The organism is Corynebacterium sp. LK10 (genome assembly GCF_008042455.1).
GTDB lineage: Bacteria > Actinomycetota > Actinomycetes > Mycobacteriales > Mycobacteriaceae > Corynebacterium > Corynebacterium jeikeium_D.
Map to the genome: position 1 here is coordinate 108,849 of NZ_NOVT01000002.1, position 22,487 is coordinate 131,335.

Below are 22,487 nucleotides of genomic sequence, written 5' to 3' on the forward strand. Positions count from 1 at the left end.
TCACCAGCCGCTAAGGCGGTTTTCTCCCTCCCGCAGGTTAGAAACCGCTCCGGTCCTTTAGCCGGGCGGCTATTTGTCATGCCCGGCTCCGTTTCAACTCCAAGGAGCACACCTGATGTCTGCATACGGATACGGCCGTCACGAGCATGGCCAGAATTTTCTCACAGACCACAAGATCATCAACTCCATCGTCGATCTTGTGAAACAAACCTCCGGCCCCATCATTGAGATCGGGCCAGGAAGCGGTGCCCTCACTCACCCGATGGCCCACTTGGGGAGGGCGATAACGGCAGTTGAGGTAGACGCAAAACTAGCTGCCAAACTCACAAAAAAGACCGCCTCGGCGGCGGTCGAAGTGGTCCATGATGATTTCCTTAACTTCCGGTTACCCGCCACTCCCTGCGTCATTGTGGGAAACATTCCCTTTCACCTCACCACTGCCATTCTTCGAAAGTTGTTGCATGCGCCGGCATGGACTGACGCTGTACTCCTCATGCAGTGGGAAGTCGCTCGCCGCCGGGCCGGGGTAGGTGCAAGCACGATGATGACGGCTCAGTGGTCCCCATGGTTCACGTTTCACCTTGGTTCCCGAGTACCAAGGTCTGCTTTCCGGCCACAGCCAAACGTTGACGGGGGGATCTTAGTGATCCGCCGGGTGGGTGACCCGAAGATTCCGATAGAGCAGCGCAAAGCCTTTCAGGCGATGGTGCACACCGTTTTCACTGCCCGGGGACGCGGGATAGGGGAAATTCTCCGAAGGGCAGGGTTGTTTTCATCACGTTCAGAGACACAATCATGGTTGCGCTCGCGAGGAATCGACCCCGCGACCCTACCTCCCAGATTGCACACCAGCGACTGGATCGATCTCTTCCAGGTGACTGGTTCCTCTCTACCTCACCATCGGCCCATTTCACCATCGGGAAGTAGTCAACGACCTCCTCAACGGAAAAATCGAGGCCGGCGGCGGTAATCCCCCCACCACCAAAACCGAAATCCACCAGTAGTAGTGAACGACCCATGTTCGTCTACCGTGAGCCGCGTTATGGCAGTGACGTGTTCTCGTCGGGCACAGTCATAGTTCCCGGCGTTGCCAGCGACAGGGTTCTACACCCAGCAGCGGGACCGATCAAAATCACCCGCACGGGGAACGACCCTGCTGGTGGTTTCGATTTTGATGAAAGCGAGGAGACATAGCCCCTCGCCAACTCCCCGTAGCTGGCGAACAGTAGCTCCTGGCGCTGGCGCTCGTTGGTGAGTTTGCGTGCCACATCGAAAGCCTTATCGACTTCCCGGTCCAAGTTGTTGTGAGCCTTGAGCAGAATTGGGTCCATCGATAACGGGTTGTAGTGCTCCGCGAGTGACCGCTGGGGGTGCCGCTCGCGTGCCCGCAGCACCAACTGTCCAGCGTCGATGATTCGCTGCTGCGCCTTCTCATCTAGTTCACACAGAGCTGGTCCGCAGTTGTAGCTCCCGATGTACTCCGAAAAACGGAAAAAAATAAATAGTGGGGATACATCAACCTTCCACTTTCCATTCTTCCGGCTCAGAGTATTGAGGGGTCTGGGACCGGGTCCGTAAACCCTTTATGTTTTTCGCGCACAGCGGTTTTTAGCGACGCACCCTATAGGTTTTCCGCAGAACTTATATGTGTTTCTGTGCACCCCATATGTTGTCTGTTTTAGCGGTATTTCGTTGTTAATTCCGCACGCGCGCATCAAATGGTTATTTATCGACGACACTCCGTCGAGTTCAAGTTCAACGTGTAACGCGAGGCGTTAATGACGTTTCGCGTTATTGGGGGTAGGTTGAAGAGCGCTGTCTCTAACTCGGGTTTTCGTTCGGCCTCGGTCCATTCCGCTACCTCGTGTGAAGAATCTGCAAGCGGTATCGAACCGTTGAACTATTAGGTTCCCCCACAGTTCCCGTGCCTGCACGCATCGAGAAGGACCAGGTGGTGAACTCGAATGACTCGCCTGGTCCAACGTGTGTGCGCTCGGCGCGTGGTTTAACCCTTATAAGACTTGCCGGTCACAGCCTCAGCGTTTCGCTCGTGCAGCCCGCAGGCCGTTCAAGATCACGATGACTTCGGCGACTTCGTGTACCAACACGACGGCAGCCAAGCCCAGTACACCGCTGATCGCCAGTGGCATCAACACGATGATGATGGCCAGAGACAGCACGATGTTTTGGTTGATGATCCTGCTGCCTCGGCGGGCGTGCTGCAGCGCCTGCGGGATCAGCCGGAGGTCGTGGCCAGTGAAGGCGACGTCAGCGGACTCGATCGCGGCGTCAGAGCCGGTTGCTCCCATCGCAATGCCCACCGTTGCGCCCGCCAGTGCCGGCGCGTCGTTGATGCCGTCGCCGATCATCGCCGTCGGCGTCTTGGAGGAGAGTTCGGCGACGATGCTTGCCTTGTCCTCCGGTCGCAGCTCGGCGCGCACGTCGTCGATTCCGGCGATTTCAGCCAGCGCCCGGGCGGTGCGAGTGTTATCGCCGGTGAGCATGCTCACTTCCACGTCGTTGTCGTGCAGGGACTGCACGGCATCGGGCACCTCGGGCCGCAACTCGTCGCGCACCCCGATCGCCCCGGCGAGAGCGTCATCGACGGTGACTAGGACGCAGGTCTGGCCTTCGGACTCCATGCGCTCAACGTCCGCCTTCAGTGGCCCGGCGTCGATCCATCGGGGGCTGCCGACCAGCACCCGTCGGCCTTCGACGGTGCCGCCGATGCCATGACCGGCTTCCTCGCTGATATCCAAGGCGGTGGGCGCTTCGGGCTCCGCTGCCACGATCGCCGCGGCGAGGGGGTGCGTCGATTGCTGCTCAACCGCCGCCGCGAAGGAAAGCACCTGCGCCCGATCGAATCCGTCTGCCGGGACCACTCCGGTAACCTCGGGCTGGTTGCGGGTAAGGGTTCCGGTCTTGTCTACCGCTAGGTGACGGATGCCGCCGAGTCGCTCGAACGCCGCGCCGGACTTGATGACTACTCCGAACTGGCTGGCCGCGCCGATCGCGGCCACGACCGTCAGCGGCACGGAGATTGCCAGCGCGCACGGCGACGCTGCGACCAGGACCACCAGCGCACGGGTGATCCAAGTCTCGGGGTCGCCCAACAGCGAGCCGATCACGCCGACCAGCACCGCCAGGATCATCACCCCGGGCACTAGGGGTTGGGCAATTCGGTCGGCGATCCGGGCGCGGTCACCCTTCTCCGCCTGCGCCTGCTCGACGAGGTCGACGAGTGTGGTCAGCGAGTTGTCCGTTCCAGCTGCGGTCGTCTCGACCTCCAGCACACCGGCGGAGTTGATCGCTCCCGCGGGTACCTCGTCGCCGGGCGCAACCTCCTCCGGAATGGATTCTCCGGTGATCGCTGAGGTGTCAAGGCTGGAGCGTCCGGACCGAATGATGCCGTCCGTGGCGATCCGCTCCCCGGGGCGTACGACCATTAGCTCGCCAACCTCAAGGTCCTTCGCAGCGACCTCGGCCGTCGTACCGTCGCGCAGCACGGTCGCGGTTTGCGGTACCAGCTTCAACAGTGCCCGCAGTCCGCCTTGGGCCCGGTCCATCGCCTTGTCTTCAAGCGCCTCGGCGATCGAGTACAGGAACGCCAGCGCCGCGGCCTCTCCGACGAAACCAAGGATCACCGCGCCGACCGCGCTGATCGTCATAAGCAAGCCAATGCCGAGCTTGCGCTTCGTGACAAGGTTCCGGATCGCTCCAGGTGCGAACGTGTAAGCGCCCAACAGCAGGCCAAGCCAATACAGTACCGTTGCGGGCGTCTCCAAGTCGGACCAGTCCAGCGCCAGTCCTGTAATGAGGGCTACGCCGGAGAAGATCGGTAGCAGTAGCTCGGGGTCCTTCCACCATGGCCGATCGAGCTCTTCGATCTCCGTGGCGGGTTCGTGTTCGCATCCACATGCTGAACTCATGCGTCCGTTCCTTTCTCGCCGCAGCCGGGCACCGAGCACTCGGTGTCGATGCAGGGGGCATTCTCGTCGACGGCCAGCGTCGCGTTGACCAGCGCTTCGAGCGCCGCCGCGAGGTGCGGATCGGCAATTTCGTAGCGGGTCTTACGGCCCTCCGGCTCAGCGACGACGATGCCACAATCGCGTAGGCAGGACAGGTGGTTCGAGACGTTCGAGCGGGTCAGATCCAAGCTTTGCGAAATCTCGGCCGGGTAGCCCGGACCGTCGAGTAGGGTCATCAGGATTCGGGAACGCGTCGGATCAGCCATGGCCCGGCCGAGCCGGTTCATGACGTCGAGGCGCGAAGCAATAGTCAGCATGTGCTGAACAATACAACGTGTGTTGAACTATTCAAAATGCACTGAACTGACGGTTCCGCGAAGGTCCTGCGACCTGCAGGAATTAGTCGATGGGATAGCCGGTAACTGGGCCTTCGTGATTCGGCTGCCAACCCAACGCGGGGGCGACATGCGTGGCGAAGTTGTCCAAGATCTTCACGTTGACGTCGACGCCCATCCCAGTGGGGATGGTGATGAGCAGGGTGTCGGCGGACATGACGGCGGCGTCGGCTTTGAGTTGCTCAATGAGTTTGTCCGGCTCGGCGGCGTAGGTGCGGCCGAAGGTGGAGGCGCCGACGTCGGGAAGCATGCCCACCTGATCGGAGCCGGAGGCCTGCATGCCGAACAACTGCATGTCCGCGCCGTCGACGATGGGGAAGACGGAGCGGGACACCGACACACGCGGCGTCCAATCGTGGCCCGCCTTCTTCCACGCGGCGCGGTAGCGGCTGATCTGATCCGCCTGGATTTCGCCCAGAGTCTCGGCGGTGGTCTCGGAGACCAGGGTGGAGGACATCAGGTTGAGCCCGTCCTTGGCGGTTTGCTCGGCAGAAGCGTGGGTGCCGGAGCCGTAGAAAATGTGCTTACGCAGCTCGGGCACCATGGGGAAGACCGGCAGGGCGGAGCCGGGTTGGAACATGTTGGGGTACTGCCGGTCTAGCGGTGCGGCGGTGGCGAATCCGTTGCCGTCCACTGCAGCCATGAACGCCTCGAGGTGGGCTCGCGCCACGTCCGCGCCGTTGGGCGCTTTACCCTTGTAGCCGAAGGCCTCCCAGCCGCGGTCAGCCACCTCTGGGGCGCCGCGCGAGACGCCCAGGGCCACGCGGCCACCGGAAATTTGGTACAGCGACGCGGCCTCTTCGGCGAGGTAGAGCGGGTTTTCATAGCGCATGTCGATGACACCGGTGCCCATCTCGATGTGTTTGGTGGTGGCCGCGACAGCACCCAGCAGCGGCATCGGGGCGGAGGCCTGCGGCACGAAGTGGTGGACTCGGAAGGACGCGTTGTTCACGCCGATTTCGTCCGCAGCCTGGGTGATCTCCAGATGAGTCTTGGCGATCTTTTCCGCAGATGGCCCGCGCTGGCCACCGAAGGCGTAATGCCCGAAGCTTAAGAATCCGAACGCTTTCATTGGATACCACTCCTTTTCATGGTGCTAACGAGAAAGTAACTTTGCAACGAGATACCGTGGACTTTAAGCTCGATGTCTAGGTCCGTGGCAAGACGGTAGATCGATTTTTCGATTCGGCGCTTTGGGGCGCTACCGGAGTCCCCGGTGGTCTTCTTAGATTGAGCGGTTCAGATTTCCTAACCTAAAGCTCGTTTGAGCGTGCTATCCGCTGGTGCGCCTCCGATACTGCTGCTCATAAGGTGGCGGGCGCTCCATGAATACAAAGCGTAGGTCAGGTCGAGGAGGATGCAGCCCCCTGGGCTCTGGTGTATGTGCTAGCCCCGCTCGGGGTAGCGCACGAGGAGATCGTTGCCGATGACTGCGCCGTCGTTGAGCGTTGCCTCGCTCACCTTCGCCCCGGCTGCACCCAGGCCCATAATGTGGCCAACCTCGTCACCGTGGGCGATGAGGTGGTCGGCGATGATACGCCGGTGGCAGCGCCACCACACCGCCTCGGAGCACATGATCGCGGTGGGAGTTTCGGCTGCGTTCGCCCGTAGCTGCGAGATCGCGTCGGAGAACTCCTCGCCCAGCGCATGGTCGGCGTAATTGTGGAAACTGCGGTTACGCCAGTTGCCGTTAACCTCAAACGGCACCGAGTGGGACACGTTGCGCCGTCCGGTTAGGCCCTCGCTTCTGCTGTAAGTGATGCCACATGTGGGAAGGTGTTCGGCAAGGTGGTCGCCGTTGAACCACGGGTACTTCCTGGACCCGGGCAGCTTGCGCACATCCACGATGGATGCCACACCGGCCGCCTTGATCATTTCAGCGAAGTCCTCGAACTCGAGGTTGGAGTGGCCCACGGTGAAAATGCGCATGTCACCAATGCTACGCGCCAAGCGATTACACTCACATCGGCTTCACGAATGAGAAGGTGACTTTGCAACGACACGTCGTGGAGTTTAAGTGCAACGTGTAAAGGTTTTTCAAGCGTCGCGCGATGGGGATGTGGACCCACGATTGCAGGGTCGACTGCGACGGAGTGACCATTGTCTGGCTCAGCCAAGCTATTGACTCTGCGATGCCGCGGGTGCGCCATCAGACTCTTCATGCTGAATGCGCGAGGCATGCAGTCGGGCGTGGGCGATGGCGTCGAGAGTGTTGTCGAAGACGTGATTCTCGTGCGCAAGCTGGTCGAATACGCCGAGTTCGCGCAACACCGGAATATGTTCGGGCTTCGTGGCTGCGAGCAAGACCCTGGTACCGCGGCGTTCGAGGCGCCCAATCGTGTCGGCGAGCATCTGGGCGCCGGTGGCGTCGATCGTCGTAACGTAGCGCATGCGGAGCACGACAACCTTGACCGACGAGACATCAGCGAGCTCGAGGAGGAAATCGTGCGCTGCACCAAAGAAGAGGGGGCCTTCCATACGGAAGGCGGCGATGTGCTCGTCGAGAAGCTCACGCTCCTTGTCGCGGTGGTCTCCCTCGTCTAGCGGGGCGGCCTCTAATACCGCCGTGCGGGCGGTATCGCGCAGTGCGAAGAAGCCCGCCATAATGAGGCCGATGAGCACGGCGACTACAAGATCGAACACGACGGTGGCGGCAGCTGTGATGAGCAGGGTCGCCCCGTCGCCCTTGGTGGCGCGTATCACCGAGCGGAGGTTCCGCGGGTGGAGCATCTGAATCGCAGTGGCGATGAGCACGCCGGCGAGCGCGGCGAGAGGAATCTCGCCCACCCACCGAGCCGCGACGAGTACGGCGACGAGCAGGAGCAGCGAATGGAACACCGCTGCCAGGCGTGTGCCTGCGCCTGCCCGCACATTGACGGCAGTTCGGGCAATCGCGGCGGTCGCGGGAATCCCGCCGAACAGGGGCGCGACGACGTTGGCCACGCCCTGTCCAAAGAGCTCGCGGTCGGGATCGTGCCGGTCGCCAACAGTCATTGCGTCGGCAACCGTCGCAGATAGTAACGATTCCAACGCGCCGAGAGCTGCGACGGCGACTGCTGCCAACAGAAGCGAATCCAGGTGCTCCCACGGGATCTGTGGCCAGCGCGGGGCAGGCAACGTCGACGGGATGTACCCGATTGTCTTCAGGCCGCTGTCTGCCAGCATGTTGATGGCCGTCGCGGCAGCTACCAACACCAGCGCCGCGGGGAAGCCGCTACGAACGCGCGCAGCAAGCACGATTCCAGCCGCCACCGCAATGGTCATCACGGGCGCTTGCCATGCCGGAGCGTCTAACCAAGCTTTGATTGCGCCCCACGCCAACCCGAGGACTTTCTCGCCGTCCACGTCAACACCGAGTGCTGCGGGCAGCTGTTGGAGGCCGATGATTAACGCAATACCGGCGGTGAAACCTTCGACGACAGGTAACGGCATGTACTTCATCGCTCGGCCAGCACCGGTGACCGCCAACACGAGCAGCATGAGCCCTGCCAGCACGCCGACGACGAGCACCCCATCGGCACCATGGTTGGCCACGATGGGGATTAACACGACGGTCATTGCGCCGGTCGGGCCGCTTACCTGGACATTGCTACCGCCGAAGACTGCGGCCAGGATACCCGCGACGATGGCCGTCGTAATTCCGGCCGCCGCGCCGACACCGGACGCAACGCCGAAGCCGAGTGCGAGGGGGAGGGCGACGAGGGCCACCATGAGGCCTGCCGAGAGGTCGCGCCCGATTGTCGCGCGGGACCAGTCCGAGCGGCGCGGTGCGAAACGCAGGGCACGGGACCGGATGCCCACCGTAGAGGCGGCGGAGGAGGGGTGGGTCATGCTACTTTCTTGCTCCTTCAGGGCTCAATGACACTCAAAGGATACACAAGGTGCCATCCTCCGACGGTCACATTCCCGGTTCTGGCCGAGGCCTCATGTCGGGGGAATAAAACTTCCTGACCTGGCGGGAGTTCGCTGGAGCGTTGTCGCGGTGCTTGGAGTGACGTGCGTGAGCCGGTGTCCGAAGAGCAGGTAGCCCAGGAGAACCGGTACCAGTGTCATACAGAGCGCGACACCACTGCTCATGGGTCGGGCCTGACGGCGGGCTGGGGGGGGCGAGGGCCGGCTACCGGATCCGGGCTTTCGCAGTGACGAGCAGCAGGGCGGCATGGTCGACTTCGCCGTTTTTGATCTCGCGATTGAGCTTGTGTAGCACCACGGGGCAGCGCAGGCAGCGGATGCCGGATTTGCAGCACTTCTTCTTCGGTGTCATCGCAGCCAGTTTGAAGGGGTCCTTGCCGGCGAGCTTTTTCGCGGCTTTGGCGGCGTCCTTCTTCTTGCCCTTGTCGCCTTTCTTGCCCTTGGCCATGCGCGTTCCCTTCGTCGCGAATTTTCCTGAATTAGGTTAGCGTCACCTCATGCGATGTGGGGAGGCGTGGGTGCCTGACGGGTGTAATTGGGTGTTGCTTGACGACGGCTCGCTTGTCGGCCAGTGCCGCAGCGGTAAATGACGGCCAAAGGACGCAAAATCGACCAAAACGACTCAAATCTGTTCGCTGTGACCTGCGGAAATGGCGAGCGGTAGTGAGTTGTTTCGGCGACCAGTACAAGCAGTGGAACGCAGCCTTCGATGCAGGTTACTGTGCTGCGCGGAACAAACCGGACAGCAACAAGCCTGCTAGGAGATTGCGAAGCCAGATGCTGGTCCTGGCTTTTCGACAGGCTCGCCAGCCTCGTCGACCATCCAGTCGATTTCCAGCTCTAGCTCGCGCTCGATGCCGGTACGCTTTCGGGAATCGACAACTTCCATCGTGGTATTAAACGATGTTGGCATGGTCATCGTCACCGCGGACTTGCCAGTGCCGAGAGTCATTTCCCCGGCGCGGATGCGAGCCGCCAGCGTCTCCAGCAAATCAGCGAGCTCTTCGCGACTGAAGCTTGCCTTGCTCTTCACCAACTTTTGATTCTTCGGGGGCGTAATCTTTTTAGGTTTCGGTGCCATGTCTTTACGTACCTTTCCAGCCGTGTCGGTATTTGTGCCACGTGGAGAATCGGCCGTCATTCCACACTGTTTTTGAAGATGCTCTAGAGGGCTTTCAGGAAGCCTGCCCACCTCCATTATCCCAATAAAAAGTTGTTTTTACCAGGGGTAATAATAAGAGGCTAGAAATTTCAATAGGTAGGTTATAAATTGTGGAAAATCCTTACGCTATGCTCTGGAGTGCAAGGTTAGTGCAAGGTCCTGAGTGTCTTAGGTGAAGAGCGCTAGTAACGGCGCCCTTCGTCAGTGCTTCAAGTGTGTCGACCGACAGCAATAGGGGAGGAGTAAGCGTCACGTGGTGTCACCTGACAACATCCTGATGTACCTTCTGCCTGAGCAAGAGGCGCAGGTTAAAGAGATCTTTGCGCAACTGGCAGAGCGTGGATTCCCGCAGCAGAATCAAAAGCCCCACATCACTGTGACTTTTGCGCCGACTATGAGACCGAAGGTAGTCCAACGAGCAGCCGAAATTCTCCCTCCGCTTATGCCAGCAGAGTTTCGCAGGGTAGGAACGGTAGTGTTCGGCACAAAGAGTAAACAGACTGTCGCATGGTTATTAGAAACAAGCGATGAGCTGGAAGAGGCTGCTCGCGCAATCAGTCGTCTCAACCCTGACGGCCGCGGCTCCCGCTGGATTCCGCACCTGACCATGGGCCTGAGAATTCCACGGGATATTGTGCCGGACTACGTGCGCGCACTTGACGAAATAACGAACCCGCACTTTAAAACTCTCAACGCGCCACGAGCTGCGTTCTGGAGTCCCAAAGTGCAGGAATTGACGGAGTTCTAGGGAGACTCCGGTACTTGTGTGCTGATGCTCCTCAGCGATTGCGTCCCGCTATTTCGCAAAAACTGTGGTTTCAGAAAACAGTAGGCTAAGAAGAAAAACTAAGCAGCATCCATAATCTTCTTTGCCTGGGCATCGAAGACCTCCAAGGCACGCTTCTTTGCCGCTTCCTTAGACTCTGGAGTTGCCTCTGGAATCTGCATGGGATCCGTCGTGTTTTCCATGTTGTCAGTTGGTACATCCGGAGTCGGGGCGGCGGACACCATTACCATTACGCCATTGACGATCCCGACAATGTCGTAGCTGGTGGCCGTAGTATCCGTGCCACCGGCGTTGATGTTCGCACTGGTCTCGTGTGCAGTGAACTCAGCTGGCTTGACGGAAAGATTTGGCTCCCACTTTTCTCGGTGCAGTTTCATTGTGGTCGTCATGTCCATGTCATTAAACATGTCCTGCATCTCAGGAGAAATCTCCTGACCTTCCATGGAGTCTTTCAGAATGTCGGAAGCATCCATCGTAGCCGTCACGTCGGAGCACTTTTCGAGGCTGTCCTCGTACTTCTGGTACGCCTCAGGATTCTTCAATATCGAGACGCTGACAGTGACGTTCTCTTCCTTAATGTCCGTGTAAGCGCCGGCAGCATTCTCCAATTCCTCAGTTGAGTTGGTGAAAGTGGCGCATTCGGCCGGTTCAAACTTCATGGAATCTTCCGAAAACATCTCCATGGCATCTTTGAACCCGGTGATCTTGTTTCCGGAGAAGTCCGCCCCTTGAACTTCATTTGTGAGTAGGAGCTGATCTTCGGCTGCAGCAGGAGCTGACCCATCTGCTTTCGTCATCTTGCTGGTCGACTCTTTGCCTGCCTCACCACCGGCATTGCTGCTTTCTTCCCCCGAGCCACATGCTGTGAGCAACGCGGCGCTTGCCAGACCCGCCACTACAGTTGTCGCAAACTTCTCCCACATTCCAGAGCTGCGCTGCTTCATGATTCCTCATTCCATCGAGCTGAATTTCAACAACCTATGCAACCCGCCCAGGAGCCCTGGGCCGGAGCCAAGCTTTTGTGAAAGAAAGAATACAAGAGCTCGTCTCAGCTCGCTTCCCCAAAACAAGGATTTCAGTCGCGTCTGCTTTACGACGCTCCGTCGGACCTCACCGCAGACTGCGCAACCTTTGCCACGGGATACATGGAGACCATTGCAATGATCGCACCGAAGACGAAAACGGGCACAAACCCGAATTTCGGCGCTGCGAAAGAAATAACAAAAGGAGCGAAGAAACCAACATAGGTCAGCGAATAGTAGATAGCGGTGGCAGCACCCAACTCGGCTGGCGGTGCGATAATTTGCACTTCGCGGAGACCGGAGACCATCATTACGCCATATGCGGCACCGAGGGTCAGAGCGGCGGGGAAAACGCTCCACACGTTCTGGGTGAGTGCGACGATGAGGCTGAGCAACATTCCGACCGTCGTTAAGCCAAGACCGAAAATAGCTGGCGGGATAAAGCTGCTGGAACTGATTCGAGTGACCAGTGGTTGCACCAGAACGCCGGTGCCCATCGTGATGCAGGCGATGAGTCCGGCAAAGGCAATGGGGTAGCTGGATTCGGCGATTGTCGGAAGGACGACGAACGATGTGCACGCGGCACCGAAGACCCACGGTGCCCAAGCGGCGACTGCCCACAGGAATCTCGGGCTAAGCGTGGCGGAGGAGAAGAACCGTTGCGGGGTGTCGCTGTGCGCTGAGGTTGGCAGTCCGCCGGAAGCGTTCCATGTCAGTGGTGTGATGCCAAGCAGCAGTGCGAGATGAACAAGATAGGGGATGACATCAGGGCGGGGAGCAAACTCCGCGACCAACCCGGAAGCCAGGGGGCCGAGGGAGAACCCGGCGGAGAGCGCAACGGTTGCGCGCCGAGCGGAAATTTGAGGTGCGACGGGCGCAATCTCTTTAATCCACGAGGCGCCGGCGGCCATTACCATACCCATCGAAATGCCGACGACAAGGCGTCCTATCAGCAGTGATGGGAAGTGGAACCAGACGCCGGTGAGTAGGACGACGGAGCCGGCGGCAGAGGTTATGAGTGCGGGCCGGATGATGGCGCGACGGCCGAGCCGGTCGGAAAGTGGGCCGCAGATGAGTAGCGCGGGGATGAGTCCTGCGACGTAGATGGCGAAGAGAAAGGTGACCTGGGACTGGTTGAGAGCATCGGTTATTCGATACGCGGGCAGGAGTGGTGCGAAGAGGTTGGCTCCAAACGCAACCGCGAACATGCCCAGGGCTACCCGAATCCAGTCTCGTATCACGGTTGCCTCCTGAGGGCTCTCATCTGTGGGGATAGAACAGTGTGGTAACAACAATAGGCCAGCTAGCAAACGCTAGCTGGCCTATTGAGTTACTCGGGTCGTCTACCCAAGTTAGTCGCCCTAGTTATTGGCGGCGCCGAAAAACGCGGTAATCGGCGAGAAGAATCCCTTGGACTTCTTTGACTTCTTAGCTGCCTTTGTCCTGCCAAGAATGCGCTCAGAGATGCGGTCGGTGAGGACACCTACCAGCTTGCCGCTGCGGACGACGGGCAGCTCGCTGAGCGGCCCGTCAATAAGCTGGCGAGCCCTGATTGCAGCTGGATCCTCGGGCTTGACAAAGACCTTCACCGGGGCGCCGACGGTGTTCATGTAGGCATCGCGGTCGGCGTACTCACGGAGTTCCTTCAGCGTAATATCGCTGGTCAGGTAGCCTTCATCGTCGACGAGGAAGACACAGGTATCGTCATCGAGACCAGCAAATTCGGCTGCGTAGGTGCTCAGTGCCTCACCGACCGTGATGTCCTCCGGCAGCGCAATGTAAGAATCCGTCATGTGCATGCTTACGGTGTCAGGCAGGAGGCTGTACGGGCTGATTGAAGACTTCGGCTTGAAGAAGTTGGCGATGGTGTTCTGTGTCTGTGTCATTGTGGATCCTTTTCCAGGTATCCCAGCTCCTTTGCTAGGAGGGAATTTCTGTTGATTGAAAAATTATGGCTCCCCGCCTAAGAGTGTTGGCAATGTAATGCCGTAACTAAAGGTGGCCACTTGAGATGGACCCTTGCTTCGAGAGTCTTTCGAAACTCTCGATAAAGTGCAGGGCAGCGGCCTATGTGGATATAGGAGCCTTACCTAACGAGGTTGTTCGCTACGCAAAGGTTAACACAAGGTTACGTACACAGTAAAGAGGAATGAACGAAAAGCTTCCTAAAGGTGGCGGGAGTTATAAGCCCATGAACTCTCGAATTGCTGGCCATTCGGCATCGGCTTGCGCCCGGCCGAGCTCGTAGTTGTGCAGCAGCTTCGACCGCCTCCGCTCCGCCTTTGTGATGCTCATGTTATTGGCGTAGAAAACATATGCTTGGCCTTTTCGTTCAAGCTCAGCAGCCCAATCGAGAGAAGCGTTGTAGCGCTCGTGTCTAGTGATAAGCAGCTCAGCCACCACCGGGTTACTGCGGAAAATCTGGCGCAGTAGCTGTGGGCGCTTAGGGGCGGTGCGACGGAATCCTTTCGGGCGAGTCAGGACGATGAGGAACTTCTTGAAACCATCTGCTTCGGCGGCATTAATGGGAATGCCACCTGATGATCCCAGTGCACCGTCGACGAACGGAACGCCATCAATATAGGGCATACGCATGACACCCGGAATCGTCGAACTGGCGCGAGTGTACTTCATCAGCGTAGGTAGATCTGGGATATCGTCCGGCCCCCAGTTGATGGTCTCGCCCGTATCCGCTCGGACAGCAGAAATCCGGTAGGGAGTTGGATTGTTCTTAAAAGTCTCGTAATCCAGGGGCATGGCGCCGTCGGGAAGTCCCGCGTCTTCGTAGATGTACTCGGCATCGAAATAGCCCCGCCCGCGCAACATTGGGCGCCAGCCACTGCTGTTCGGCTGTGCGATGAAGTCAGTGAAGCTATTTATAGAGCGCTGGATATCCCGGGAAAGGTAATTGACCACGTGAGAGGCGCCGGCGCTTACGCCACCGACCCAGCCGACATCGATGCTCTCGCGAAGTAGCCGCTCGACGAAAGGTGCCGTGTAACTATTGCGAGTCCCTCCGCCCTCGAAGACTAATGCCACATCGCTGACCTGCATTTACATCCCTCCGGTTGTTCTCGCGCTGCTGCCTTTCGAGCGTTACGATCGTTCAAGACTACCCGAACGTCACCATATTGGATTTCGGTTAGCGTAGTTTACGGCGCATCTTGGAGGATGACTGGCAGCAGCCCCTCGCCCATATCTGGGTTCGGCAGTACGCCCTCCGGGTCGTAGAACAAGATCTCCTTGCCGTCATGGCTCAGACGTCGCATCGCTTCCAGAATCAACGTGCGTCCCACCGGGTTGACAATGCCAACGCGGCTGACGTCGAAGACAACTTCGCTTTCCGACGGTGTGGAAGTCGCCAACCTGTTGAGAATGATCTCGGCCGCAGTGAAGTTGACTGGGCCCTGAATCTCGATGATCGAGCGGCCATTGCTGACGCGCGTACCGCGCAGCGCACGCGAACCAATCGCATCGGCATCCATGAGATGAAGACCCAAATCTTCGGAGAGCTTCCGGAAGATGGCAATGCTGCGGACGCTGTTGCCGTGGTCGTTCAATCGCGGCGAAAAGGCTGCAAGACCCGCCTGTCCAGGCAGCGCTCCCAGCAAGCCGCCGGCGACACCGCTCTTGGCGGGAATCCCGACCTCGGTAAACCATTCACCGGCCTCGTCATACATGCCGGCAATAGCCATCACGGACAAGACTCTGCGAACAACCGAGCGGCCGAGCACAGTCTGATTGGTGACCGGGTTAACGCCACCGTTGGCCAACACTGCGGTCATCATGGCGACATCGCGAGTGTTGACCAGCACGGAGCACTGTGCGGTGTAGCCGCGGACAGCATCGTGGGGCGTGGTTTCGATGAAACCGTAAGCTGCCAGCATATGTGCGATGGACATGTTTCGATGGGCAGTGTCCATTTCGCATTCATAGGCATCGTAGTCAACGCGGAGCTTACGGCCAGCCAAAGTTGAGAGAAGCTCCACCATGTGCTTGGTGCGAGTCTTCCAGTTGGCACCTGGCTGGCATACGAACTGGTTGATGGTCAGTGCACCGACATTAATCATCGGATTCTTTGGTCGGTGCGTGCCCTGCTCCAGCGACAGCTCGTTGAAAGCCTCACCGGAAGGTTCGGTGCCCACAATGCTGTCGATTTTGTCTGTGCCGTGCTCGGTGATGGCTGCGGCATAAGCGAAGGGCTTGGACATCGACTGAATGGTGAATTCAGTATCGGTGTCGCCCGTGGCGTAGGTGCGACCTGACACGGTGGTCATAGCAAGTGCCAGGCGGTCGGGATTAGCTTGGGCAAGGGTGGGAATATAGTCCGCTACCTCGCCAGACTCATCGGGGCGGACGGATTCGACGATTTCGGACAAGTAATCTTTGATCGGCGTTTTCATCAGATTCTGCTAAGCATCTTTCCTGGGCTGAAAAATCCCGGTTGAGTCAATGGAGTCCCGTTCGAACCTACACCAGGCGAGGTCAGCCACTGATGCTCACCTCTGTGCACTCTCACCGTGCGCGCCGGAAAAATCGGCATATCCTGGGGTGTGTGAAATTCCTCAACGATCAGTCCGCGCCCTACGAGTTGACCTACAGCGATGTCTTCATGGTGCCGTCAAAGTCATCCGTCGGCTCTCGCATGGGTGTCGATTTGGCCACCGATGATGGCACCGGCACAACCATTCCGATTGTCGTCTCCAATATGACGGCCATCTCCGGTCGCCGGATGGCCGAAACCACCGCTCGCCGAGGCGGAATTGCCATCCTGCCGCAGGACGTCCCAGCTGACATTGCCGCTGAGACCATCCGCAAGGTCAAGTCCGCTGGGCTGGTTTTCGACACTCCGATCGTCGTCAAGCCTCACCACACCGCGGGGTATGCGCGCCATCTTCTGCCGAAGCGCGCGCACGGTGCGGCAGTGGTGGTGGAAGACAACAAACCGGTTGGGCTGATTACCGGCCGTGATCTGGCGGGCGTTGACAACTTTGCGCAGGTGGGGACGCTCATGTCCACTTCGCTATTTACGCTTCCGGCCGATATTGAGCCCCGTGACGCTTTTGACCAGCTCACTGCTTCCGGGCGCAAACTCGCTCCAGTGGTGGACGCCGATGGCGCGCTGGTGGGTATTCTCACGCGTAAGGGCGCGCTGCGTGCGACGCTTTACAAGCCCGCTGTCGACGCGGAGGGCAAGCTGCGCGTCGGTGCGGCGCTTGGCATCAACGGTGATGTTGAAGGGCGCGCGAAGACACTGCTCGACGCAGGTGCCGACGTGCTCGTTGTCGATACCGCCCACGGTCATCAGGAATCGATGCTCCGTGCTTTACGACGAGTCCGCGCGCTCAACCCACCTGTGCCAATTGCCGCTGGCAATGTCGTGACCGCCAATGGTGTTCGCGACCTAGCGGAGGCGGGAGCCGACATTATTAAGGTCGGCGTCGGTCCGGGTGCGATGTGCACAACCCGAATGCAGACCGGAGTTGGGCGTCCACAGTTTTCTGCCGTGCTCGAATGCGCTGCAGCTGCCCGTGAATGCGGCGTGCATGTCTGGGCTGATGGTGGAGTGAAGGATCCTCGCGATGTTGCGCTTGCGTTGGCTGCGGGTGCGTCCAACGTGATGATTGGCTCGTGGTTTGCCGGTACTTTCGAGTCCCCAGGGGATGTCCAAAAGGACGTCGACGGGCGCATGTTCAAGGAGTCCTTTGGCATGGCTTCACACCGTGCGGTGGAGAGCCGAAATGCACAGGTAGAGGCCTTTGAGAAGGCCCGGCGCGAGATGTTCGAAGAGGGCATCTCGACTGCGAAAATCTACCTGGAGCCAGGCCGCGAAGGCGTGGAGGACCAGATCGATCGCATTATCTCGGGCGTACGTTCTTCGTTCACATACGCGGGTTCGGCCACCATCGAGCAGTTCGCTGAGCGGGCAGTGGTGGGAATTCAATCCGCTGCGGGCTTTGCGGAAGGAATGCCGAGGGCGACGCGGTAGCCGTCGTCAAGCCTCTCGGGGCTAAGCCGACTAGCGGTGCTGCGGGCCAATTGGTAGGTATGTAAAGACGTTGTTAGGACGTGTTTAGTACCACGTGCAAGATTGGGGAGGGGCTGGCGATTATGGGTCGGCAGGTAAGAGAAAACAGTGCTGTAACGGAGTCTGGATTGGTAGCAGGAAACGGTGCTAGAGCAGGAAGCGGGAACGCATTTTTCGCCCGCGCCCGCGTTACTGATTCCGATTTGTGCCCGTGTGGTGGGGGACTCTACGGGCAGTGCTGTGGCCCGCTGCACCGCGGTGAGCGGGAGGCGGTGACCGCAGCTGAGCTGATGGCAGCGAGGTACAGCGCTTACGCTGCCCACGAGGCGGATTACATCTGGCGGACGTGGCATCCGCGCTACCGCCCGGAAGTTATCAATGTCGATGACGGTGTGGAATGGGAAGGACTCACCATCATCAACGCTGTCGATGGCGGCGAGGATGACCGCGAAGGCATCGTGGAATTTGAAGCGGCTTTTCATGACCATGACGGTGTCGGTACGATGCACGAGCGTTCCCGTTTTGTTCGTCGTGCGCGACGTTGGGTCTACGTCGACGGCGAGGTCACGTACTCCTAAGCATCAGACTTGTTGTGCTTGCCGTGGCCGAATGGCAGCACGGCGACAATCGCCACAATGATTGCACCCCAGATGGTGCCGAAAATCAGTGAGCCGGTGGTATTGGCCAACCAGCCGAGGAAGCCGCCGGTAAACAGCTGCTCAAGGTTGTGGACCAGCTGGTAGGGGAGATGCCAGCCCAGCTCGTCGAGGCCGACCACCATGATGTGGCCACCGACCCACAACATGGCAAACGTGCCGATAATGCCGATCGTGTTCAGAACGATTGGCATGGCTTTGACCAGTGCCGTACCAAACTTGCTGATACCGGCTGACTTCTTGGACTGCAGGTGCAGGCCAATGTCATCAATCTTGACCAAGAGGCCCACCACGCCGTAGACCGCAAGCGTGATGATGAGTGCGACCACAATAAGAATCAGCGCGCGATTGAGCAGCGGCTGATCAGCGACCTCATTGAGAGAAATCACCATGATTTCCGCAGAGAGAATCAAGTCTGTGAAAATTGCAGACTTCACCAGCGAATCTTCATTCTGTGGTGTGCGGTTGGTCGCCGCCTCTATCCGCTCCTGCTCAGTCTGATCGGGAGAGATTCGGTGCTTAATCTTCTCCCAGACCTTTTCCATGCCCTCAAAGCACAGGTAGGAGCCACCGAGCATCAAAATCGGCGTCAGCGCCCAGGGCAGAAACTGACTTAGCAGCAATGCAATCGGCAGAATAATGACAATTTTATTGACCAAGGAGCCCTTGGCGATACGCCAAATAATCGGCAGCTCGCGTTTCGGCGAGACACCCTCGACGAATTTAGGTGTCACCGCAGCGTCGTCAACCACAACACCGGCGGCTTTAGCGCTAGCTTTGCCGGCCGCAGCCGCAATATCGTCTGTTGTTGCCGCTGCAGCACGTGCAATCGTGGCAACGTCGTCAAGCAGCGCGACAAGTCCGCCTGCCATAAAAACCTCCCGTATTGGAGGACGCGACCAGGAGCCGTCGTCGTACCAAAGAATTACCGGAGCAATTTTAACCGCTTTCCCGGATTGACTCTGTGTTGTCGGTAGGGCGTCGATGTCCGGTCGATAGTTCACGTGCTCCTCTGAACGTGGGCACGTGGCAAGATATAGGCCATGAACGCTTCCTTCTCCGAAATCTACCGACAGGTCAATGCGGACAACTCGGACAACGCTGGCACCGAGGCAGACACCAGCAATGACGCCCACTCCGAGGAACAGCAGCGCCCGGCGCGTCCCCGCATGGCACTGGTAGTCGTCGACGCTCAGAATGATTTTTCCGCGGGTGGCGCACTTGCCGTCGACGGTGCTGAGGCAGCGTACACCGCTACATATCTGCATGTTGCGGGCACAGCTAACAAGTACTCGGTTCTTGCGACCACCCGTGACAATCACATCGACCCAGGCACGCACTTCTCTGAAACCCCGGATTTCGTCGATACCTGGCCGAAACACTGTGTTGCAGGTACCCCGGGCGCAGAGATTCACCCCGGCATGCAGCGCGCCATCGCGTTTTTTGAGCAGCTCAACCCCGCTGCTGTGCGTATCGATGTCACAAAAGGGGAGTACGCCGCCGCCTACTCCGGTTTCGAGGGAACAACGGAGGCTGGCGTTTCGCTTGCCGACGCTCTCCGCGCCTCTGACATCGAAGAAATCGATGTGGTGGGAGTTGCGACTGACCACTGCGTCCGCGCCACAGTGCTCGATGGCCTCAAGGAGGGCTTTTCCGTTCGTGTTCTGAGCAATCAGGTCGCGGCGGTGGACCCGGAGCGCGGCAAGGCTGCACTAGCGGAATTGGCCGCGGCGGGCGCGACAGTGGTGTAGTGCTGCGACGCTGACCGTCAAACAATCCGCCTAGCCGCTTAGCTAGGCGCCTCGGCAGCCGCCTAGTTAAAAGTCACCATATCCAGGTCGACCTCGCGGAGGTGGCGGTGGTTGGACGCTGTTTCCACATAACGCCCTGCATGGGCGATGAAGCCCTCTGCTTCCTCGGCGGAGAGTTCACGACGCACCTTGGCGGGAACGCCTGCAGCCAGCGACCTGGGGTCGATAATCTGATCTTCCAACACCACGGCACCTGCAGCAATGAGGCTGCCAGCGCCGATACGGGAACGCGAAAGCAGGGTGGACTTCATGCCGATGAGGCAACCATTTTCAACCGTGGTGCCGTGGACCAAGGCCATGTGTCCGACGGTGACATCATCGCCGAGAATTGTGGGCACACCTCGGTCGACATGGACTGTGGAGTTGTCCTGAATATTGGTGCGCTGGCCGATGCGGATCGGTGCGACGTCTCCTCGGAGAACAGAACCGTAGAACACGGAGCTATCCGCACCGATTTCGACATCACCGATAATGACCGCGCCGGGCGCAATCCAGGCGCTGGAATGAATGCGTGGGGTCTTATCTTGGTAGGTGAGAATGAGCGGAGTGTTCATCATACAAACCAATATAACTGTCACCTGAGGTCAGCGTAAGAAAAATTCTCAGCGAAACTCTATTCGTCGAAGGGTGCAATTCTGCTTGGACGCGCCTACAGTGGGCGACATGATTTTTATCGTTGTGAATTACCAAGTTAAGCCGGAATTTGCCGACGAATGGATGGACCACGTCGCTGAGTTCACCGCTGCCACCCGCGCAGAGGCTGGCAACAAGTGGTTTGAATGGTCCCGCAGCGTAGAAGACCCCAACCAGTACATCCTCGTCGAGGCATTCGATGATGACGCTGGTGAAGCCCACGTCAATTCCGAGCACTTCGCCAAGGGCCTGGAGGCGATGAAGCCGCTGCTCGCTGAGACCCCGAAGATTGTCTCGCAGGTACTGCCAGATAAGCAGGACTGGGATCGCATGGGCGAGCTGCAGGTCGACTAATGTCCTCAGACACCATTCGCGATAGCGCAGCCGCTTCCAGCAGTGACACCTATTCTCTGATTGGGCGTGGCCTGCGTATTGGCTCCGCTGTGCTGGCCTCTGCTCTCGTCGTTGGTCTCAGTGCTTGTGGGGATAGCGATGAGGCAGCCCTGGAGGGTAGCCAAAATCAGTCAAGCCAGGAGCAGAGTGCTGTTGCCTCCACTGCCGCCATTCGGGATAACTTGGCTCAGCTGGCGGCAGATACTGCGGCGCTGAAGAAAGCATCGCAGACACTAATTGCAAAGGAATCGGTCTCGGAAGAGACTCGAAAGATTGCGCAGCAGGCGGAGCCAATCTTTGCTGAAGAGGAAGCGCAGCTAGTCAAGACTCTCGGCGTCGATGTTGATCCGTCGGAGACCAAGCTCGACACCGCCACCATGACTCGCCTCGAGAACGAGGAGGGGCCACACGCAGATATGGCTTATCTGACGTTGATGGAAGGCAGCCTGGATAAGATGCTCGGACAGTGGGAAGAGCTGGAAAAGCATGGCGGAAACGACCTGCAAGAGTTGGCACGCTCTTCTCAGCAGCAGCTGGAAGATATTCAGCAGGCGCTGGAAAAACGTATGCAGTACTAGCCGCTGCCCAAAGCTCGTGGGGGGGGAAATTCAAGTAAAAAGTCCTGCAAAGCGTGCCCGGGGAACCGGGGAAGTGAGTAGCGTGTAAATAAAGCCAGTGCGCTGTGATCGTCGTCAAGCGAATGCGCACTCGGATGAAGCACAATGCTGGCTAATAACCCAGAGTAGAAGGTAGGAAAACACGCCAATGGCAAATAGTATCTCGCGAGTAGGTATCGTCGGCGCCGGTCAGATGGGCTCCGGAATTATTGAGGTCTGTGCGAAGGCCGGTAGCGATGTCAAGGTCTGGGAGGCCAAGGAGGAGTTCCTTGAGTCCGGTCGCGCCCGTATTGAAAAGTCACTGGATAAGGCCGTTTCCCGTGGCAAGCTAGAGCAGTCTGCACGTGATGAGATTCTGGGACGTATTAGCTTCACCACCAAGCTGGAGGACTTCGCTGACCGTGAGCTGGTCATCGAGGCCATCGTGGAGAACCCGGAAGTAAAGGCCAGCGTCTTCTCGCAGCTCGATGAGATTGTTGAGTCGGACGATGCCATCCTGGCTTCCAACACCTCCTCGCTGCCGATTCAGTCCATTGCCGCAGCCACCAAGCGTCCGGAGCGCGTCATGGGTCTGCACTTCTTCAACCCGGTGCCCGTTCTGCCTCTGGTAGAGCATGTCGTTACTCTGACGACCGGTGATGTTCAGTCGGAGCGTGCGTACGAGTACGCTTCCGAGGCGCTGGGCAAGACCGTCATTCGCGCTAAGGATCGCTCGGGCTTCATTGTTAACGCCCTGCTGGTTCCGTACATCCTCGGCGCTATCCGCATGCTGCAGGACGGCATTGCTACCGCAGAAGACATCGATGCCGGAATGGTCAATGGCTGTGCGCACCCGATGGGTCCGCTGACTCTGGCCGACATGGTTGGTCTGGACACCATCAAGTTCATTGCCGATGCCATGTTCGATGAGTACAAGGAGCCGACTTACGCGGCACCTCCGCTGCTCAAGCGCATGGTTGAGGCGGGTCACTTCGGCCGCAAGTCCGGCCGTGGCTTCTACGACTACTCCAAGTAGTCCACGCTTTTAGCCCCGTTTGGGGCGAGTATTGAATTCTTACCGGTTGACGGGCTTTTATCCCGCCAACCGGTTTCTTTTATGCATT

Annotated in this window: 23 protein-coding genes and 1 pseudogene; 9 read left to right on the forward strand and 15 right to left on the reverse strand. The window is 58.9% G+C overall.

All coding sequences use genetic code 11. From position 1 onward, the window contains the following. The first annotated feature begins 115 nt into the window (after nt 1-115). Entirely contained in the window at nt 116-970 is an 855-nt protein-coding gene (gene erm, locus CHU70_RS00525) for a 23S ribosomal RNA methyltransferase Erm (RefSeq protein ID WP_070517629.1), read from the forward strand. A 70-nt stretch (nt 971-1,040) separates the two neighbouring features. Here the strand turns inward: erm and CHU70_RS11305 are convergent, their stop codons facing one another. From CHU70_RS11305 to CHU70_RS00560, 7 genes are all read right to left on the reverse strand, one after another. Continuing rightward, nucleotides 1,041-1,394 (reverse strand): type IIL restriction-modification enzyme MmeI, encoded by a 354-nt coding sequence (locus CHU70_RS11305; protein ID WP_016423158.1) that lies wholly within the window; start codon nt 1,392-1,394, stop codon nt 1,041-1,043. Between the two features lie 642 nt (nt 1,395-2,036). Next, nucleotides 2,037-3,929: a cation-translocating P-type ATPase gene (locus tag CHU70_RS00535; protein ID WP_016423157.1), complete on the reverse strand. Its 1,893-nt coding sequence runs from the start codon at nt 3,927-3,929 to the stop codon at nt 2,037-2,039. Beyond that, complete coding sequence (locus CHU70_RS00540; protein ID WP_005530797.1) at nt 3,926-4,285, reverse strand: helix-turn-helix transcriptional regulator; 360 nt, start codon at nt 4,283-4,285, stop codon at nt 3,926-3,928. Before CHU70_RS00540 ends, CHU70_RS00535 begins: the two co-directional genes overlap by 4 nt. Nucleotides 4,286-4,367: 82 nt before the next feature. Next, nucleotides 4,368-5,435 (reverse strand): LLM class flavin-dependent oxidoreductase, encoded by a 1,068-nt coding sequence (locus tag CHU70_RS00545; RefSeq protein ID WP_016423156.1) that lies wholly within the window; start codon nt 5,433-5,435, stop codon nt 4,368-4,370. Between the two features lie 314 nt (nt 5,436-5,749). Continuing rightward, on the reverse strand, nt 5,750-6,292 hold the full coding sequence (locus CHU70_RS00550) for a DUF488 family protein (protein WP_042389435.1): 543 nt from the start codon (nt 6,290-6,292) through the stop codon (nt 5,750-5,752). Between the two features lie 189 nt (nt 6,293-6,481). After that, entirely contained in the window at nt 6,482-8,194 is a 1,713-nt protein-coding gene (locus CHU70_RS00555; protein ID WP_016423154.1) for a SulP family inorganic anion transporter, read from the reverse strand. A gap of 286 nt (nt 8,195-8,480) precedes the next feature. Continuing rightward, on the reverse strand, nt 8,481-8,723 hold the full coding sequence (locus CHU70_RS00560) for a hypothetical protein (protein ID WP_016423152.1): 243 nt from the start codon (nt 8,721-8,723) through the stop codon (nt 8,481-8,483). A gap of 194 nt (nt 8,724-8,917) precedes the next feature. On the opposite strand from CHU70_RS00560, the pseudogene CHU70_RS11310 reads away from it, so the two are divergent. Further along, nucleotides 8,918-9,016, forward strand: a pseudogene (locus CHU70_RS11310) (YtoQ family protein); the annotation flags it as partial. A gap of 16 nt (nt 9,017-9,032) precedes the next feature. Here CHU70_RS11310 and CHU70_RS11315 read toward each other — a convergent pair. Continuing rightward, entirely contained in the window at nt 9,033-9,356 is a 324-nt protein-coding gene (locus CHU70_RS11315; protein WP_168161663.1) for an amphi-Trp domain-containing protein, read from the reverse strand. Nucleotides 9,357-9,690: 334 nt separating this feature from the next. Between CHU70_RS11315 and CHU70_RS00575 the strand changes: the two genes are divergently transcribed. Continuing rightward, nucleotides 9,691-10,185 (forward strand): 2'-5' RNA ligase family protein, encoded by a 495-nt coding sequence (locus CHU70_RS00575; protein ID WP_016423149.1) that lies wholly within the window; start codon nt 9,691-9,693, stop codon nt 10,183-10,185. A 98-nt stretch (nt 10,186-10,283) separates the two neighbouring features. Here CHU70_RS00575 and CHU70_RS00580 read toward each other — a convergent pair whose 3' ends face one another. The 5 genes from CHU70_RS00580 to CHU70_RS00600 all read right to left on the reverse strand — a co-directional run bounded on the left by CHU70_RS00580 (nt 10,284) and on the right by CHU70_RS00600 (nt 15,649). Beyond that, on the reverse strand, nt 10,284-11,168 hold the full coding sequence (locus tag CHU70_RS00580) for a hypothetical protein (RefSeq protein WP_070595532.1): 885 nt from the start codon (nt 11,166-11,168) through the stop codon (nt 10,284-10,286). A 146-nt stretch (nt 11,169-11,314) separates the two neighbouring features. Beyond that, nucleotides 11,315-12,556 (reverse strand): MFS transporter, encoded by a 1,242-nt coding sequence (locus CHU70_RS00585; protein ID WP_222865410.1) that lies wholly within the window; start codon nt 12,554-12,556, stop codon nt 11,315-11,317. A 51-nt stretch (nt 12,557-12,607) separates the two neighbouring features. After that, a complete protein-coding gene (locus tag CHU70_RS00590) occupies nt 12,608-13,132 on the reverse strand; it encodes a CBS domain-containing protein (RefSeq protein ID WP_049189374.1) in 525 nt (174 codons plus the stop codon). A 295-nt stretch (nt 13,133-13,427) separates the two neighbouring features. Continuing rightward, a complete protein-coding gene (locus CHU70_RS00595; RefSeq protein WP_070438737.1) occupies nt 13,428-14,300 on the reverse strand; it encodes a patatin family protein in 873 nt (290 codons plus the stop codon). 98 nt (nt 14,301-14,398) lie between these two features. Then, nucleotides 14,399-15,649 (reverse strand): glutaminase, encoded by a 1,251-nt coding sequence (locus CHU70_RS00600; protein ID WP_049189376.1) that lies wholly within the window; start codon nt 15,647-15,649, stop codon nt 14,399-14,401. 152 nt (nt 15,650-15,801) lie between these two features. Between CHU70_RS00600 and CHU70_RS00605 the strand changes: the two genes are divergently transcribed. Next, nucleotides 15,802-17,235 (forward strand): GuaB1 family IMP dehydrogenase-related protein, encoded by a 1,434-nt coding sequence (locus tag CHU70_RS00605; protein WP_049189377.1) that lies wholly within the window; start codon nt 15,802-15,804, stop codon nt 17,233-17,235. Between the two features lie 80 nt (nt 17,236-17,315). Then, nucleotides 17,316-17,852, forward strand: a complete 537-nt coding sequence (locus CHU70_RS00610; protein WP_172954619.1) for a YchJ family protein — start codon at nt 17,316-17,318, stop codon at nt 17,850-17,852. Here the strand turns inward: CHU70_RS00610 and CHU70_RS00615 are convergent. Next, nucleotides 17,849-18,802: a DUF808 domain-containing protein gene (locus tag CHU70_RS00615; RefSeq protein WP_069359251.1), complete on the reverse strand. Its 954-nt coding sequence runs from the start codon at nt 18,800-18,802 to the stop codon at nt 17,849-17,851. The genes CHU70_RS00610 and CHU70_RS00615 overlap by 4 nt on opposite strands. A 171-nt stretch (nt 18,803-18,973) precedes the next feature. Here CHU70_RS00615 and CHU70_RS00620 point away from each other — a divergent pair, with 171 nt between their 5' ends. Continuing rightward, entirely contained in the window at nt 18,974-19,681 is a 708-nt protein-coding gene (locus CHU70_RS00620; RefSeq protein ID WP_016423140.1) for an isochorismatase family protein, read from the forward strand. Between the two features lie 62 nt (nt 19,682-19,743). Here CHU70_RS00620 and CHU70_RS00625 read toward each other — a convergent pair whose 3' ends face one another. Next, a complete protein-coding gene (locus tag CHU70_RS00625) occupies nt 19,744-20,298 on the reverse strand; it encodes a gamma carbonic anhydrase family protein (protein ID WP_005510604.1) in 555 nt (184 codons plus the stop codon). Between the two features lie 106 nt (nt 20,299-20,404). Here CHU70_RS00625 and CHU70_RS00630 point away from each other — a divergent pair, with 106 nt between their 5' ends. The 3 genes from CHU70_RS00630 to CHU70_RS00640 all read left to right on the forward strand — a co-directional run bounded on the left by CHU70_RS00630 (nt 20,405) and on the right by CHU70_RS00640 (nt 22,399). Continuing rightward, nucleotides 20,405-20,728: a putative quinol monooxygenase gene (locus tag CHU70_RS00630; protein WP_038629105.1), complete on the forward strand. Its 324-nt coding sequence runs from the start codon at nt 20,405-20,407 to the stop codon at nt 20,726-20,728. Then, nucleotides 20,728-21,345, forward strand: coding sequence for a hypothetical protein (locus CHU70_RS00635; protein WP_048732750.1), 618 nt, complete (start codon nt 20,728-20,730; stop codon nt 21,343-21,345). Before CHU70_RS00630 ends, CHU70_RS00635 begins: the two co-directional genes overlap by 1 nt. Before the next feature lie 187 nt (nt 21,346-21,532). Next, a complete protein-coding gene (locus CHU70_RS00640) occupies nt 21,533-22,399 on the forward strand; it encodes a 3-hydroxybutyryl-CoA dehydrogenase (RefSeq protein WP_005510660.1) in 867 nt (288 codons plus the stop codon). Nucleotides 22,400-22,487: the final 88 nt, after the last annotated feature.